The sequence below is a fragment of the Burkholderia sp. IMCC1007 genome (assembly GCF_027257875.1).
In the GTDB taxonomy this organism is placed as follows: Bacteria; Pseudomonadota; Gammaproteobacteria; order Burkholderiales; family Burkholderiaceae; genus Burkholderia.
Genome location: NZ_JAPVQY010000057.1, coordinates 1 through 13582, shown reverse-complemented (window position 1 = coordinate 13582; position 13582 = coordinate 1). Strand labels below are relative to the sequence as shown.

13 protein-coding genes and 1 tRNA gene are annotated in these 13582 nt (G+C 67.9%); 13 read left to right on the top strand and 1 reads right to left on the bottom strand.

The window, feature by feature from the left end:
• Positions 1–8 precede the first annotated feature (8 nt).
• From fmt to O1Q03_RS32335, 13 genes are all read left to right on the top strand, one after another.
• Positions 9–992 carry a methionyl-tRNA formyltransferase gene (gene fmt / locus O1Q03_RS32395; RefSeq protein ID WP_269508678.1) on the top strand — a complete coding sequence of 328 codons (984 nt, stop codon included), beginning with the start codon at positions 9–11 and terminating at the stop codon, positions 990–992.
• A 110-nt stretch (positions 993–1102) separates the two neighbouring features.
• Complete coding sequence (locus O1Q03_RS32390) at positions 1103–1741, top strand: LysE family translocator (protein ID WP_269508675.1); 639 nt, start codon at positions 1103–1105, stop codon at positions 1739–1741.
• A 99-nt stretch (positions 1742–1840) separates the two neighbouring features.
• Positions 1841–2698 carry a zinc metalloprotease HtpX gene (htpX, locus tag O1Q03_RS32385; RefSeq protein WP_014895693.1) on the top strand — a complete coding sequence of 286 codons (858 nt, stop codon included), beginning with the start codon at positions 1841–1843 and terminating at the stop codon, positions 2696–2698.
• A gap of 176 nt (positions 2699–2874) precedes the next feature.
• On the top strand, positions 2875–4263 hold the full coding sequence (gene rsmB / locus O1Q03_RS32380; RefSeq protein WP_269508673.1) for a 16S rRNA (cytosine(967)-C(5))-methyltransferase RsmB: 1389 nt from the start codon (positions 2875–2877) through the stop codon (positions 4261–4263).
• Complete coding sequence (locus tag O1Q03_RS32375) at positions 4260–4850, top strand: DUF4390 domain-containing protein (RefSeq protein ID WP_269508670.1); 591 nt, start codon at positions 4260–4262, stop codon at positions 4848–4850. Before rsmB ends, O1Q03_RS32375 begins: the two co-directional genes overlap by 4 nt.
• Positions 4840–7254: a sensor histidine kinase EsaS gene (gene esaS / locus O1Q03_RS32370; protein ID WP_269508668.1), complete on the top strand. Its 2415-nt coding sequence runs from the start codon at positions 4840–4842 to the stop codon at positions 7252–7254. Before O1Q03_RS32375 ends, esaS begins: the two co-directional genes overlap by 11 nt.
• Positions 7255–7956, top strand: coding sequence for a response regulator transcription factor EsaR (gene esaR / locus O1Q03_RS32365; RefSeq protein WP_269508666.1), 702 nt, complete (start codon positions 7255–7257; stop codon positions 7954–7956).
• Between the two features lie 61 nt (positions 7957–8017).
• Positions 8018–8093: transfer RNA gene (locus O1Q03_RS32360), tRNA-Phe, on the top strand.
• Between the two features lie 351 nt (positions 8094–8444).
• Complete coding sequence (gene queC / locus O1Q03_RS32355) at positions 8445–9179, top strand: 7-cyano-7-deazaguanine synthase QueC (RefSeq protein ID WP_006495384.1); 735 nt, start codon at positions 8445–8447, stop codon at positions 9177–9179.
• Between the two features lie 75 nt (positions 9180–9254).
• Positions 9255–9887, top strand: a complete 633-nt coding sequence (gene queE / locus O1Q03_RS32350) for a 7-carboxy-7-deazaguanine synthase (protein ID WP_269508664.1) — start codon at positions 9255–9257, stop codon at positions 9885–9887.
• 18 nt (positions 9888–9905) lie between these two features.
• The gene (queD, locus tag O1Q03_RS32345; RefSeq protein WP_098550281.1) at positions 9906–10358 is read left to right on the top strand and encodes a 6-carboxytetrahydropterin synthase QueD; all 453 of its coding nucleotides are present in this window, start codon (positions 9906–9908) and stop codon (positions 10356–10358) included.
• 228 nt (positions 10359–10586) lie between these two features.
• Complete coding sequence (locus tag O1Q03_RS32340) at positions 10587–11372, top strand: HpcH/HpaI aldolase family protein (protein ID WP_269508661.1); 786 nt, start codon at positions 10587–10589, stop codon at positions 11370–11372.
• Positions 11369–12154: a tetratricopeptide repeat protein gene (locus tag O1Q03_RS32335; protein ID WP_269508659.1), complete on the top strand. Its 786-nt coding sequence runs from the start codon at positions 11369–11371 to the stop codon at positions 12152–12154. Before O1Q03_RS32340 ends, O1Q03_RS32335 begins: the two co-directional genes overlap by 4 nt.
• Before the next feature lie 114 nt (positions 12155–12268).
• Here O1Q03_RS32335 and rodA read toward each other — a convergent pair whose 3' ends face one another.
• Positions 12269–13417, bottom strand: a complete 1149-nt coding sequence (rodA, locus tag O1Q03_RS32330; protein ID WP_269508656.1) for a rod shape-determining protein RodA — start codon at positions 13415–13417, stop codon at positions 12269–12271.
• Positions 13418–13582: the final 165 nt, after the last annotated feature.

The window sequence follows — 13582 nt, the reverse complement described above, 5'->3', positions numbered from 1 at the left end:
ACGCTGTCATGACCCATACGTTGCGCGTGATTTTTGCCGGCACGCCGGAATTCGCCGCGGCCGCACTTGCCGCGATCCACGAGGCCGGTTTTCCGGTGCCGCTCGTGCTCACCCAGCCCGATCGCCCCGCCGGGCGCGGGATGAAGCTGCAGGCGAGCGCGGTGAAGCGCTATGCCGTCGAGCATGGGATGCCCGTCGCGCAGCCGCCGTCGCTGCGCCGCTCGGGCAAGTACCCGCAGGAAGCGGCCGACGCGATCGAGCTGCTGCGCACGACCCCGCACGACGTGATGGTGGTCGCTGCATACGGGCTGCTGCTGCCGCAGGAAGTGCTCGATATCCCGCGCGCCGGCTGCATCAATATCCATGCGTCGCTGCTGCCGCGCTGGCGCGGCGCCGCGCCGATCCACCGCGCGATCGAGGCGGGCGACGCCGACACGGGCGTCACGCTGATGCAGATGGATGTCGGCCTCGACACCGGCGCGATGATCGACGAAGCGCGCATCGCGATCGCACCCGACGATACGACCGCGACGCTGCACGACCGGCTGGCCGCCGACGGCGCGCGGCTGATCGTCGACGCGCTCGTGCGGCTGGAGCGTGACGGTGCGTTGCCCGCCACACCGCAGCCGGCCGACGGCGTGACCTACGCGGAGAAGATCGGCAAGCACGAGGCGGCGCTCGACTGGCGCAAGCCGGCCGACGTGCTCGCGCGCCAGGTGCGCGCGTTCGATCCGTTCCCGGGCGGCGTCGCGACGCTCGACGGCGCGCCAATCAAGCTGTGGGCGGCCGAGGCCGTGGCAGCACGCGGCGACGCGGCGCCCGGCACGATCGTCGAAGCCGCACCGGAAGGCGTGATCGTCGCCTGCGGCAGCGGCGCGCTGCGCGTGACGCAATTGCAGAAGCCGGGCGGCAAGCGGCTGCCCGCGCGCGAATTCCTGGCCGGATCGCCGCTCGCTGCCGGCCAGCGCTTCACGTTGCCCGACGCGGCCTGAGCGCCATTCGACACGGCGTGGCGGCCGCGCACAAGCGGCCGGATGGCCGAGTCGCGCGGCGCGTCAGGCGCGCGTAGAATTTCCCTGCGCTTTTCGGTTTTGAGGTTTTCATGCTTGGCATCACCCATTTCGGCTTCTTCGTGCTCGCGGTTTTCCTGCTGAACGTCACGCCCGGCCCGGATACCGCGTATATCGTCGGCCGCAGCGTTGCGCAGGGCCGCGGCGCGGGGCTGATGTCGGCGCTCGGCATCTCGGCCGGCTGCTGCGTGCACGCGCTCGCGTGCGCATTCGGTCTGACCGCGCTGCTCGCGGCGTCAGCCACCGCGTTCACGGTGATCAAGCTGGTCGGTGCCGCCTACCTGATCTACCTCGGCGTGCGGATGATCGTCACGAAGCAGGCGGCCGCGCCGGCGAATGCCGATGCGCAGGTCACTGCCGCGAAACCGCTGCGCCAGCTGTTCATGCAGGGTTTCTGGACCAACGTGCTGAATCCGAAGGTCGTGCTGTTCTTCGTGTCGTTCTTCCCGCAGTTCGTGTCGGCCGACAGCCCGCACAAGGCACTGGCGTTCCTGGCCCTCGGGTCGGTGTTCGTCGTGATGAGCACCATCTGGACCAGCGTCGTCGCATGGGTCGCCGGCAGCGTCACGCAGCGCTTTTCCGGCAAGCCGGGCGTCAAGAAGTGGCTCGACCGCACGGTCGGCAGCGCGTTCGTCGGCCTCGGCCTGCGGCTGGCGGCGTCGCAACGCTGAGATTGAATTTTTCCGGCAAGACCTTATCTAACAAATCGCTTACAATTTCTCGCCGCACCTGCTGATGTGCGGTGGTCCCCTGACGGATAAGGAGTGGGTATGTTCAATTGGGTCAAAACGGCAATGCTGATGGCCGGGATCACGGCCCTGTTCATCGTGATCGGCGGCATGATCGGCGGCTCGCGCGGCATGACGATCGCGCTGTTGTTCGCGCTCGGCATGAACTTCTTCTCGTACTGGTTCTCCGACAAGATGGTGCTGCGCATGTACAACGCGCAGGAAGTCGACGAGAACACGGCGCCGCAGTTCTACCGGATGGTGCGCGAGCTGGCCACGCGCGCGAACCTGCCGATGCCGCGCGTCTACCTGATCAACGAAGATGCGCCGAACGCATTCGCTACCGGCCGCAATCCCGAGCACGCGGCGGTTGCCGCGACGACGGGCATCCTGCGCGTGCTGTCCGAGCGCGAAATGCGCGGCGTGATGGCGCACGAACTCGCGCACGTGAAGCACCGCGACATCCTGATCTCGACGATCACCGCGACGATGGCGGGCGCGATTTCGGCGCTGGCCAATTTCGCGATGTTCTTCGGCGGTCGCGACGAGAACGGCCGGCCGGCCAATCCGATCGCCGGGATCGCGGTCGCGCTGCTCGCACCGATCGCCGGCGCGCTGATCCAGATGGCGATCTCGCGTGCGCGGGAATTCGAAGCCGACCGCGGCGGCGCGCAGATCTCCGGCGATCCGCAGTCGCTCGCCACCGCGCTCGACAAGATCCATCGCTATGCGGCCGGCATCCCGTTCCAGGCGGCTGAAGCGCATCCGGCCACCGCGCAGATGATGATCATGAATCCGCTGCACGGCGGCGGCCTGCAGAACCTGTTCTCCACGCACCCGGCCACCGAGGAGCGCATCGCGCGCCTGATGGAGATGGCGCGCACCGGCCGTTTCGACTAAGCCGCGTCGCACTCCACGCATCGCCCCGCACGCCCCGCGCTGCGGGGCGTTTCATTTGCGCGCCCCGTAAAGGGGCCGCATGGACCGCGCGATACAATGCGCGGTTTGGGATCGCGCGGCTACGCGGCCGTAGAGGCCTCGCCGGCTGCCGCGCCCCGTTTGCCGATTTTGCTCCGATGACACGAACCCGTTCCTCTGCCCCGTCTACCGCCGGCCGCCCTGCGCGCCTGTCCGCGCTGCACCTCGCGCCCGATTCGCTCGGCTTCGCGCTCGACGCGGCCGCGCAGGCAGTCGATGCGGTGCGGCGCGGCACCGCGCTGCCGGCGGCACTCGCCGCGGTGTTCGCGCAGATGCCGGACGGCGCGCAGGCGCTGGCGCGCGGCGCGACGCAGGACGTCGCGTACCGGACGATGCGTCGTCTGGGCACGGCGGACTGGCTGATCGGCAAGCTCGTCAGCAAGGCGCCGCCCGCGCATGTGCATGCGGTGCTTGCCGGCGCGCTCGCGTTGCTGCTCGATCCGGAGGACGCAGCGGCGTATCCGGCGTTCACGATCGTCGACCAGGCCGTGACGGTAATCGGCGGCCGACGCGAATACGCATTCGCGAAGGGCTTGGTCAACGCGGTGCTGCGACGTTTCCTGCGCGAGCGCGATGCGCTCGTCGCGGCGCTGCAGGGCGATCCGGTTGCGCGCTGGAATTACCGTACCTGGTGGGTCGACGCGGTGAAGCGCGCATGGCCCGACACGTGGCAGGCGATCCTCGAGGCCGGCGAGCGCCAGGGGCCGCTGACGCTGCGCGTGAACGCTCGCCGCGCGAGCGTCGACGCGTATCTCGACACGCTGCGCGCCAGCGGGATCGAAGCGACCGCGATCGGCCGCCATGCGGTGCGGCTCGCGTCGGCGTTGCCGGTCGACCGCATTCCGGGTTTCGCCGACGGCGTCGTGTCGGTGCAGGATGCCGGCGCGCAGCTCGCGGCCGAATGGCTCGGTGCGCGCGACGGCATGCGCGTGCTCGACGCGTGCGCGGCACCGGGCGGCAAGACCGGTCATATCCTCGAGCTGGCGGACGCGGAAGTCGTTGCGCTGGAGAGCGATGCGACGCGCGCGGCGCGCATCGGCGAGAATCTCGCGCGGCTGTCGCTCACGGCGGACGTGCGCGTCGGCGATGCGGGCGCGCCGCAAGCATGGTACGACGGTCGTCCGTTCGATCGCATCCTCGCCGACGTGCCGTGCTCGGCGTCCGGCATCGTGCGTCGCCATCCCGATATCCGCTGGCTGCGCCGCGAAGCCGACATCGCGGCGCTCGTCGTGGAACAACGCCGCATCCTGTCGGCGCTGTGGCCGCTCGTGAAGCCGGGCGGCGAACTGCTTTACGTGACCTGTTCGATCTTTCCCGAAGAAGGCGAATTGCAGGCGCGCTGGTTTGAAGCGGCCTGTGAAGATGCGGTACGATTGGACGCGCCCGGCCAACTGCTGCCGGGCGGCGTGCGCGGCGGGGCGGCCGGCGCACTCGACCAGAACACCGATCACGACGGATTCTTCTACGCGCGGTTTCAGAAACGGTGACGATCAAACACCTTTTTCCACTTCGGCTTGCAGCCGTCCTGATGGTCGCGCTTGCGCTGTGCCTGACTGTCGTTCGGCCGGTGCATGCCGAATCGATCGCCGTGCAGCGTGCATCGCTGCAGGCCGACGGAAGCGGCTGGAGCCTCGATGCCCGCTTCGATTTCGAGCTCAATCCGAACCTCGAGGATGCGGTCAACAAGGGCATCCCGCTCTACTTCACGACCGACTTCGAACTGAGTCGCGCGCGCTGGTACTGGTTCGACGAGCAGCCGGTGTCGGTGTCGCAGACGATCCGCCTGTCGTTCCAGCCGCTCACCCGCGAATATCGCGTGTCGACGGGCGGGCTGCAGCTCGGCTTCCCGTCGCTGAAGGACGCGCTCGCGGTCGTCAGGCACATCACGTCGTGGCACGTGATCGACCGCAACCAGGTGCGTGCCGGTGAAACCTACATGGCGTCGGTGCGGATGCAGCTCGATACCGCGCTGATGCCGAAGCCGTTCCAAGTCGACGCGGTGAACAATCGCGACTGGACGCTCGGATCGGACTGGAAGCGCTTCAACTTCACGGTGACCGAACGTGCTAAATAAAGTGCGCCGTGCGGCCAGCGGGAAGAGCCTCCTCATTCGCGTGATCGTCTCGACCGTCGCGATCACCGCGCTGCTGCTGCTCGTGCTGCTCGCGGCCGCGAGCGCGAACACCGAATTCTTCGACCGCTACTACTCGTGGCTGTACGCGACGAACATCGTCGTCGCGCTCGTGTTCCTGCTCGTGGTGCTCGGGCTGATCGGGATGATCGTCGTGCGCCTGAGGAAGGGCAAGTTCGGCACGCGGCTGCTCGCGAAGCTCGCGGTGTTCTTCGCGCTCGTCGGCGTGGTGCCGGGCGGGATCATCTACATCGTGTCGTACCAGTTCGTGTCGCGCAGTATCGAGTCGTGGTTCGACGTGAACGTCGAGACCGCGCTGACGGCCGGCCTGAACCTCGGCCGCGGGATGCTCGACGCGTCGCTGTCCGACCTGCAGACGAAGGCGCGGCTGATGACCGACCAGCTCGCGAGCGTCGATGCGAACACGAACGGCACGACGCTCACGCTGCTGCGCTTGCGCGACCAGTTCGGCGTGCAGGACGCGACCATCGTCGAGCCGAGCCGCGGCGGCTCGGGCGCCGCGCCCGACCTGCACATCGTCGCGCAGGCATCGGGCAATTTCGCCGCGCTGATTCCGGACGACCTGCCGACCCCGCTGATGCTGAGCCAGGCGCGCGAACACGGCGTGTATGCGGCGATCGAAGGCGAAGTCGACGGCGACCCGCAGGCGCATGGCGCGAAGGGCGCGTTGCGGCTGCGCGTCGTGCGGCCGATTCCCGACGCGACGACGTCGCTGCTGCAGCCGGCCGAGCGGTTCCTGCAGCTCACGCAACCGGTGCCGCCGGCGCTCGCGCACAACGCGGACGCGGTGCAGCGCGCCTATCGCGAGTATCAGGAGAAATCGCTCGGCCGCACGGGCCTGCGCAAGATGTACATCGGCACGCTGACGCTCGCGCTGTTCCTCGCGACCTTCATCGCGATGATGCTCGCGCTCGCGCTCGGCCAGCAGCTCGCGCGGCCGCTGTTCCTGCTCGCGCAGGGCACCAAGGAGATCACGGAAGGCGACTACACGCCGAAGCGCGAAATCAAGACGCGCGACGAGCTCGGCTTTCTCACGCAGTCGTTCAACGCGATGACGCGCCAGCTGTCCGAGGCGCGGCTCGCGGTCGAGAAGAACCGGGTCGCGCTCGAGCATTCGAAGACGTATCTCGAGAGCATCCTCGCGAACCTGACGGCCGGCGTGTTCGTGCTCGATCGTCAGTTCCGGCTGACGACGGCCAACCGCGGCGCCGAGCGCATCTTCCGGCAGCCGTTCAACTCGATGATCGGCACGGCGCTCGACCGGATCGGCGTCGTGGCGGAATTCGGCGCGATGGTGCGCAAGGCGTTCGCCGATCGCGAGGCGGCATCCGACGGCGGCAGCGGCGATCGCGGTCACTGGCAGCAGCAGTTCGCGGTCGAAGTGCCGGGCGAAGCCGATCCGCTGACGCTGCTCGTGCGCGGCACGCGGCTCGTATCGACGGTCGAGGGCGAGGCCGAGGATCCGCAGACGTCCGGCTACGTCGTCGTGTTCGACGATATCTCCGACGTGATTTCCGCGCAGCGTTCGGTCGCGTGGGGCGAAGTCGCGCGCCGGCTCGCGCACGAGATCAAGAACCCGCTGACGCCGATCCAGCTGTCGGCCGAGCGCTTGCAGATGAAGCTGTCCGACAAGCTCGCGCCACCCGACGCGGACGTGCTCAAGCGCGGCGCGACGATGATCGTCAACCAGGTGGCCGCGATGAAGCGGATGGTCGACGACTTCCGCGAGTACGCGCGCACGCCGCCGGCGGTGCTGTCGAACCTGCAACTGAACGAACTGGCGAGCGAGGTGCTCGGGCTGTATGGCGTCGGCGAAGGCAAGAGCGCGATCACGGCCGAGCTCGCGCCGTCGCTGCCGGTGATTCGCGGCGACGCGACGCAATTGCGCCAGGTGATTCACAACCTGCTGCAGAACGCGCAGGATTCGGTCGCGGAAGTCGCGCATCCGCGTGTGTTGATCGAAACCAAGACAGTAGAATATGGCGATCCCGACGCCGAGGGCAAAACGCGCGTCGCGGTACGTCTAACCGTGTCCGACAACGGGCCCGGTTTTCCGGCACGCATCCTGACGCGCGCGTTCGAGCCTTACGTCACGACGAAGGCGAAGGGCACGGGGCTCGGGTTGGCCACGGTCAAGAAAATCGTCGACGAGCACGGCGCGCGGATCGATCTGCGCAATCGCATGCACGGCGAGACCGTCGAGGGTGCGCAGGTGTCGATCCTGTTCCTGCAGATGGCGAGCGATACGCCAGGCGCCGAACCTGGCGCGCAGGGCGGGACGGCCCCGGCCAAGACAAAAGCAAGTGTGCAGACAAAGGCAGCGTAAATGGCAACCATCCTGGTGGTAGATGATGAAATGGGCATCCGGGAATTGCTCTCGGAGATCCTCAGCGATGAAGGACATGTCGTCGAGGCGGCGGAGAACGCGCAGGCCGCGCGGGAGTACCGTCTGAATCAGGCGCCCGATCTCGTGCTGCTCGATATCTGGATGCCCGATACCGACGGCGTCACGCTGCTCAAGGAATGGGCGGCACAGGGCCTGTTGACGATGCCCGTGATCATGATGTCCGGGCATGCGACGATCGACACGGCTGTCGAAGCGACGAAGATCGGCGCACTCGATTTCCTCGAGAAGCCGATCGCGCTGCAGAAGCTGTTGAAGTCGGTCGAGCACGGTCTCGCGCGCGGCGCGGCGCCCGTGTCCGCCAACGCGGCGCTGAAGGGCGGCGCCGGCCAGGCCGCGGGCCCGGCAGCGGTGGCGTCCGCGGCGGCATTGCCGACGCTCGGCGACGACATGGCCGCGGCACTCGGCCTCGCGGGCCAGACGGCCGCGATCCCGTTCGACATCCCGTTGCGTGAAGCGCGCGACGCGTTCGAGCGCGCTTACTTCGAGTATCACCTCGCGCGCGAGAACGGCAGCATGACGCGCGTCGCGGAGAAGACGGGCCTCGAGCGCACGCACCTGTATCGCAAGCTCAAGCAGCTCGGCGTCGAGCTCGGCAAGAAGCCGTCGGAAGGCGCCGCATAAAAATATTTCGTCAAAACGCTTGCACAAGTGCTGAGGGCTCGATATACTTTCATTCTTCGTTGGCCCGGTAGCTCAGTTGGTAGAGCAGCGGATTGAAAATCCGCGTGTCGATGGTTCGATTCCGTCCCAGGCCACCAGCATTTAAAACCCCAAGAATCGGAAGGTTCTTGGGGTTTTTCGTTTGTGGTGGGTATTGCGTGTCGTGGAAGGCATGCCCGGCAGCATTTTCAGGGGCGTGATAAAATCCGTGCCCGCTCAATGACTTAGCGCATCGCTTCATGCGCACGGCAGGGCTGCCCGCAGGCGCCGCCGTGACGCGCGGCAACGATGCCGCGCGATGGGCGGTATAAGCGCTGCGCCGCGTTCGCGGCCGACCGCGCTGCCTATACTGGTCGAGCCGGCGCAGGCCGGCACGCGTCGGGCCGCCCGGCGGCAGTCGGCCCCGGCGCGCAGCGCGACGCGAGCCTACACATTCACGGAGTATCACGGTGATTCGGACAGACGCTAAAGACGGCGCGCTCGTGTTGTTTTCCGGCGGGCAGGACTCGGCCACGTGTGTGGCCTGGGCCCTGGAACGCTATCAGACGGTCGAGACGCTCGGCTTCGATTACGGCCAGCGCCACCGCGTCGAACTCGAATGTCGCGAAGGCGTGCGCGAAGCGCTGAAGCGCAAGTTTCCCGCGTGGTCGGACCGGCTCGGCGACGATCACATGATCGACCTGTCGGTGCTCGGTGCGATCAGCGATACGGCGATGACGCGCACGATCGAGATCGAGACGACGGCGAACGGCCTGCCGAACACGTTCGTGCCGGGCCGCAACCTGATGTTCATGACGATCGCCGCGGCGATCGCCTATCGCCGCGGGCTGCGCGTGCTGGTCGGCGGGATGTGCGAGACCGATTTTTCGGGCTATCCCGACTGCCGCGACGACACGATGAAGGCGCTGCAGGTCGCGCTCAATCTCGGCATGGATACGCGCATGGTGCTCGAGACGCCGCTGATGTGGCTCGACAAGGCGCAGACCTGGCAACTGGCCGAACAACTCGGCGGCGACGCGCTCGTCGAGCTGATCCGCGTCGAGACGCACACGTGCTACGTGGGCGAGCGCGCGGAACTGCACGACTGGGGCTTCGGCTGCGGCGAGTGCCCGGCCTGCAAGCTGCGCAAGCGCGGCTACGAGGCTTACCTGAAGGGCGAGCGGGTGACCGAAGCGCCGCTGTGACGCACATGCGCCGGCAGCGCTTCATCGATAACCGATTCTGATCGACAACGAGCGGCGCGAGCCGGACGAAGCACGATGACTTACGCGGTCAAGGAAATTTTCTACACGTTGCAGGGCGAGGGCGCGAATGCGGGCCGGCCGGCCGTGTTTTGCCGGTTCGCCGGCTGCAATCTGTGGTCGGGCCGCGAAGAGGATCGTGCGGACGCCGTGTGCCGCTTCTGCGATACCGACTTCGTCGGCACCGACGGCGAGAACGGCGGCAAGTTCAAGGACGCCGAAGCGCTCGTCGCGACGATCGCCGGCCTGTGGCCGAACGGCGAAGCGCATCGCTTCGTCGTCTGCACGGGCGGCGAGCCGATGCTGCAGCTCGACCAGCCGCTCGTCGACGCACTGCATGCGGCGGGCTTCGAGATCGCGATCGAGACCAACGGCTCGCTGCCGGTGCTCGACACGATCGACTGGATCTGCGTGAGCCCGAAGGCCGACGCGCCGCTCGTCGTCACGAAGGGCAACGAACTGAAGGTCGTGATTCCGCAGGACAACCAGCGGCTCGCCGACTACGCGAAGCTCGACTTCGAGTATTTTCTGGTGCAGCCGATGGACGGCCCGTCGCGCGACCTCAACACCAAGCTCGCGATCGACTGGTGCAAGCGGCATCCGCAATGGCGGCTGTCGATGCAGACCCACAAATATCTGAACATTCCCTGAGCCACGGCCTTTGACATCGTGCTGATTACCCGAAAACTCGAATTCGACGCGGGCCACCGCATTCCCGATCACCGCAGCCAGTGCAGGAACCTGCACGGCCATCGCTACGTGCTCGAAGTCACGCTGCGCGGCGATCTCGTCGATACCGAGGGGGCGCCCGACCGCGGCATGGTGATGGATTTCGCCGACGTGAAGGCGCTCGCGGTCGAGCACCTCGTCAACAAGTGGGATCATGCGTTCCTGGTCTATGCGCGCGACGAAGTCGTGCGCTCGTTCCTCGAGCAGATGGCCGACCACAAGACCGTCGTGATCGACCGGATCCCGACCGTCGAGAACCTCGCGGCGATCGCGTTCGACATCCTCGCGAACGTGTACGACGCGCACTACGGCGTGAACCTGCGTCTGGAGCGCGTGCGCCTGTACGAAACGCCGAACTGCTGGGCCGACGTCGAGCGCGAACCGGCCCGCTGATCCCGCAGCGCCGGCCCGCGCACGCGCGCTGCGGCCGGCCGGCGGTTGCCAGCCACGCGGCGCCCGCTCGGGCCCGCTTCACGCGTCTTCCCACATTCCGCCCGACGGCGCGCTATGATCGTTGCGTGGCGTGCCGGTGCATCGCGCCGCGCGATCGGGCGTCGCCGCCCGGCCGTCTTCCTTGTTGCCTGTTCCGTTCGATTGCCTGTCCGCCCGGAGGCCGTATCGATGAGCACGCTCACCAATTCCCTCAAGCAACGTCTGCATGACGGCGACGAGCCGCTGTACGGCCTGTGGCTGTCGCTCGGCTGCGACTCGGCCGCGGAAGCGCTCGCGCACGCCGGCTACGACTGGCTCTGCATCGACATGGAGCATGCGCCGAACGACAGTCGCGACGTCGCATCGCAGCTGCGTGCGCTGGCTGCCGCGCATCTGCCGAGCGAGCCCGTCGTGCGCGTGCCGGGGCGCGAGCCGTGGCTCGTGAAGCGCGCGCTCGACGCCGGCGCGCGCACGCTGATGTTTCCTTGTGTCGAGACGCCCGACGACGCCGCGCACGCGGTGCGGCTCACTCGCTTTCCGTCGCCCGATTCCCCGGACGGCCTGCGTGGCGTCGCCGGGATGGTGCGCGCAGCCGCATTCGGGATGCGCCGCGATTACCTGCTGACGGCGAACGCGCAGGTCGCGGTGATCGTGCAGATCGAATCGGCGCGCGGCGTCGATGAAGTCGAGCGGATCGCCGCGACGCCCGGTGTCGACTGCCTGTTCATCGGGCCGGCCGATCTCGCGGCGAGCCTCGGGCATCTCGGCGACAGCCGCCACCCCGACGTCGAAACCGCGATGGCGCGCGTGCTCGCGGCCGGCAGGCAGGCCGGCGTCGCGGTGGGCATCTTCGCGGGCGATACGGCGAGCGCACGCCAGTACCGCGAGGCCGGCTACCGGATGATCACGCTGTCGGCCGACGTGACGTGGCTGCTGCGCGCGACGCGGCAGGCACTGCAGGAGGTGCGATCATGAATGCCGACGATGGCGCGGGTGGCGTATGCGCGCGGCGTGCGGCCGGTGCGATCGCGGCGCACGGGCGGATCGGCGCGATGCTCGGGCTGTGGGCCGTGTGTGCGGCCGTGGCCGCGCAGAATGCGCCGCACGCGAAACCGGATCCGGCGCACGAGACGCAATCGGCGGTCGCCGACTACAACGCCGGCGACTATCGCGCGGCGCTCGTGCAGTTCCACGACGCGGCGGAGCGTGGCGACCGGCTCGCGCAGTTCAATTACGCGATGATGCTGATCACCGGCGTCGGCGTGACCGCGAACGTCGAGGAAGGGCTGCGCTGGCTCAGGCGCGCGGCCAACGCGAACATGTCGCATGCGCAGTACGTATACGGGCGGATGTTCGACGACGGCGAGTTCGTGTCGCGCAACCCGGCCGAAGCGCACCGCTGGTTTCTGCGGGCGGCGAAGCAGGGGCATGTGCAGGCGGAGCTGTCGCTCGCGAACCAGTTCCTCGACGGGCGCGGCACGCCGCGCGACAACCGGCAGGCGTTCACGTGGTACAAGCTCGCGGCGGATGCCGGCGAGCCGACCGCGCAGTACGTGACCGCGTCGTTCTACGAGCGCGGCGGCGACGGCGTCACGCAGAACCTGAACATCGCGCGCGCGTATTACGCGGCGGCGGCCGCGCAGGGCGACGAGACGGCCGAGCTGAAGTTCAACGAGCTGAGCGCGCGGCTGAAGGCGCAGGGGTCGGCATCGGGCGCCGGTGCGGACCACGGGAGCCCGCGCGCGACGCCGCAATGAGCGGGCGCCGCACGGCGTGCGTGCGTTCGGTTTCGATCCGCCCAACGAAAAACGGCGCCGGGCGCCGTTTTTCCATTGCCGCGACAGCCGGCGGCTGCGTGCCGCGCGGCGTCGTCAGGTCTTCATCAGCCGCCGCTGTCGTCCGACGCTCATGATCATCCCGATCGCGATGCCGAGCGTCGTGAGCGCGGTGCCGCCGTAGCTCATGAACGGCAACGGCACGCCGACGACCGGCAGCACGCCGCTCACCATCCCGATGTTGACGAACGCATAGACGAAGAACGCGAGCGTGAGCGAGCCCGCGAGCAAGCGGCCGAACAGCGTCGCGCCCTGCGCGGCGATATAGAGCCCGCGCGCGATCAGCGCCATGTAGAGCGTCAGCAGCACGAGGCCGCCGGCGAGCCCCCATTCTTCCGAGAACACCGCGAAGATGAAGTCGGTGTGTTTTTCCGGAATGAACTCGAGGTGTGCCTGCGTGCCCTTCAGGTAGCCCTTGCCGAGCGCGCCGCCCGAGCCGATCGCGATCACGGCCTGGATCGTGTGGAAGCCCTTGCCGAGCGGGTCGGAGGTCGGGTCGAGCAGCGTGCACACGCGATGCTTCTGGTAGTCGTGCATCAGCGGCCACTGCACTTCGGGCTGGCAGATGCGCTCCTCGAACACGGCGATCGAGCCGACCGCGATCACGCCCGCGACCAGCACCGGCACGATCAGCTTGAACGACAGGCCCGCGAGATAGATCACGAAGAAGCCGGCCGCGAACACGAGCAGGCCCGTGCCGAGGTCGGGCTGCTTCGCGATCAGGCCGACCGGCACCAGCAGGATTCCGAACGCGGCGACGAAGTCGTACCAGCGCAAGCCGCCTTCGCGACGCTGGTAGTACCACGCGAGCATCAGCGGTGTCGCGATCTTGAGGATTTCGGACGGCTGGATCACGACGCCGACGTTCAGCCAGCGCTTCGCACCCTTCTTGGTCATCCCGAACAGCGCGACGGCGACCAGCAGCGCGACCCCGAACGTATAGAGCGGGACCGCGAAGCGCATCAGCGTCGTGGGCGGGATGTTGGCGATCACCCACATCAGCACGAACGTCAGCATGATGTTGCGCAGTTGATCCTCGACGCGGCCCGGCATGTCGATCGCCGCGCTGTACAGCGTGACGATGCCCACGCACATCAGCAGGAACACGATGAGGGCGAGCGGGCGGTCGAAGCCCGCGAACATCTGCTTGATCTTGTCGAGCCAGGCGCGCTTGTCGAAGTGCATGCCTTTCTCCGTTAATGAGCGGTGCCGGCGGTCGCCGCTTTCGCGGCGGCCGTCGCACGGTAGTTGTCGTCGCGCGGCGCGGTGGCAGCCGGCTGCGCGTCGCTGGCGGGCCGGCGCGGCCGGTGCGGACGCCGGATCGGCGGCAGGCTCGCGGCCACCGGCGCG

Coding starts and splice junctions, on each gene's coding strand:
- fmt (WP_269508678.1), top strand. CDS start 9: ATGACCCATACGTTGCGCGTGATTTTTGCCGGCACGCCGGAATTCGCC.
- O1Q03_RS32390 (WP_269508675.1), top strand. CDS start 1,103: ATGCTTGGCATCACCCATTTCGGCTTCTTCGTGCTCGCGGTTTTCCTG.
- htpX (WP_014895693.1), top strand. CDS start 1,841: ATGTTCAATTGGGTCAAAACGGCAATGCTGATGGCCGGGATCACGGCC.
- rsmB (WP_269508673.1), top strand. CDS start 2,875: ATGACACGAACCCGTTCCTCTGCCCCGTCTACCGCCGGCCGCCCTGCG.
- esaR (WP_269508666.1), top strand. CDS start 7,255: ATGGCAACCATCCTGGTGGTAGATGATGAAATGGGCATCCGGGAATTG.
- queE (WP_269508664.1), top strand. CDS start 9,255: ATGACTTACGCGGTCAAGGAAATTTTCTACACGTTGCAGGGCGAGGGC.
- O1Q03_RS32340 (WP_269508661.1), top strand. CDS start 10,587: ATGAGCACGCTCACCAATTCCCTCAAGCAACGTCTGCATGACGGCGAC.
- O1Q03_RS32335 (WP_269508659.1), top strand. CDS start 11,369: ATGAATGCCGACGATGGCGCGGGTGGCGTATGCGCGCGGCGTGCGGCC.
- rodA (WP_269508656.1), bottom strand. CDS start 13,417: ATGCACTTCGACAAGCGCGCCTGGCTCGACAAGATCAAGCAGATGTTC.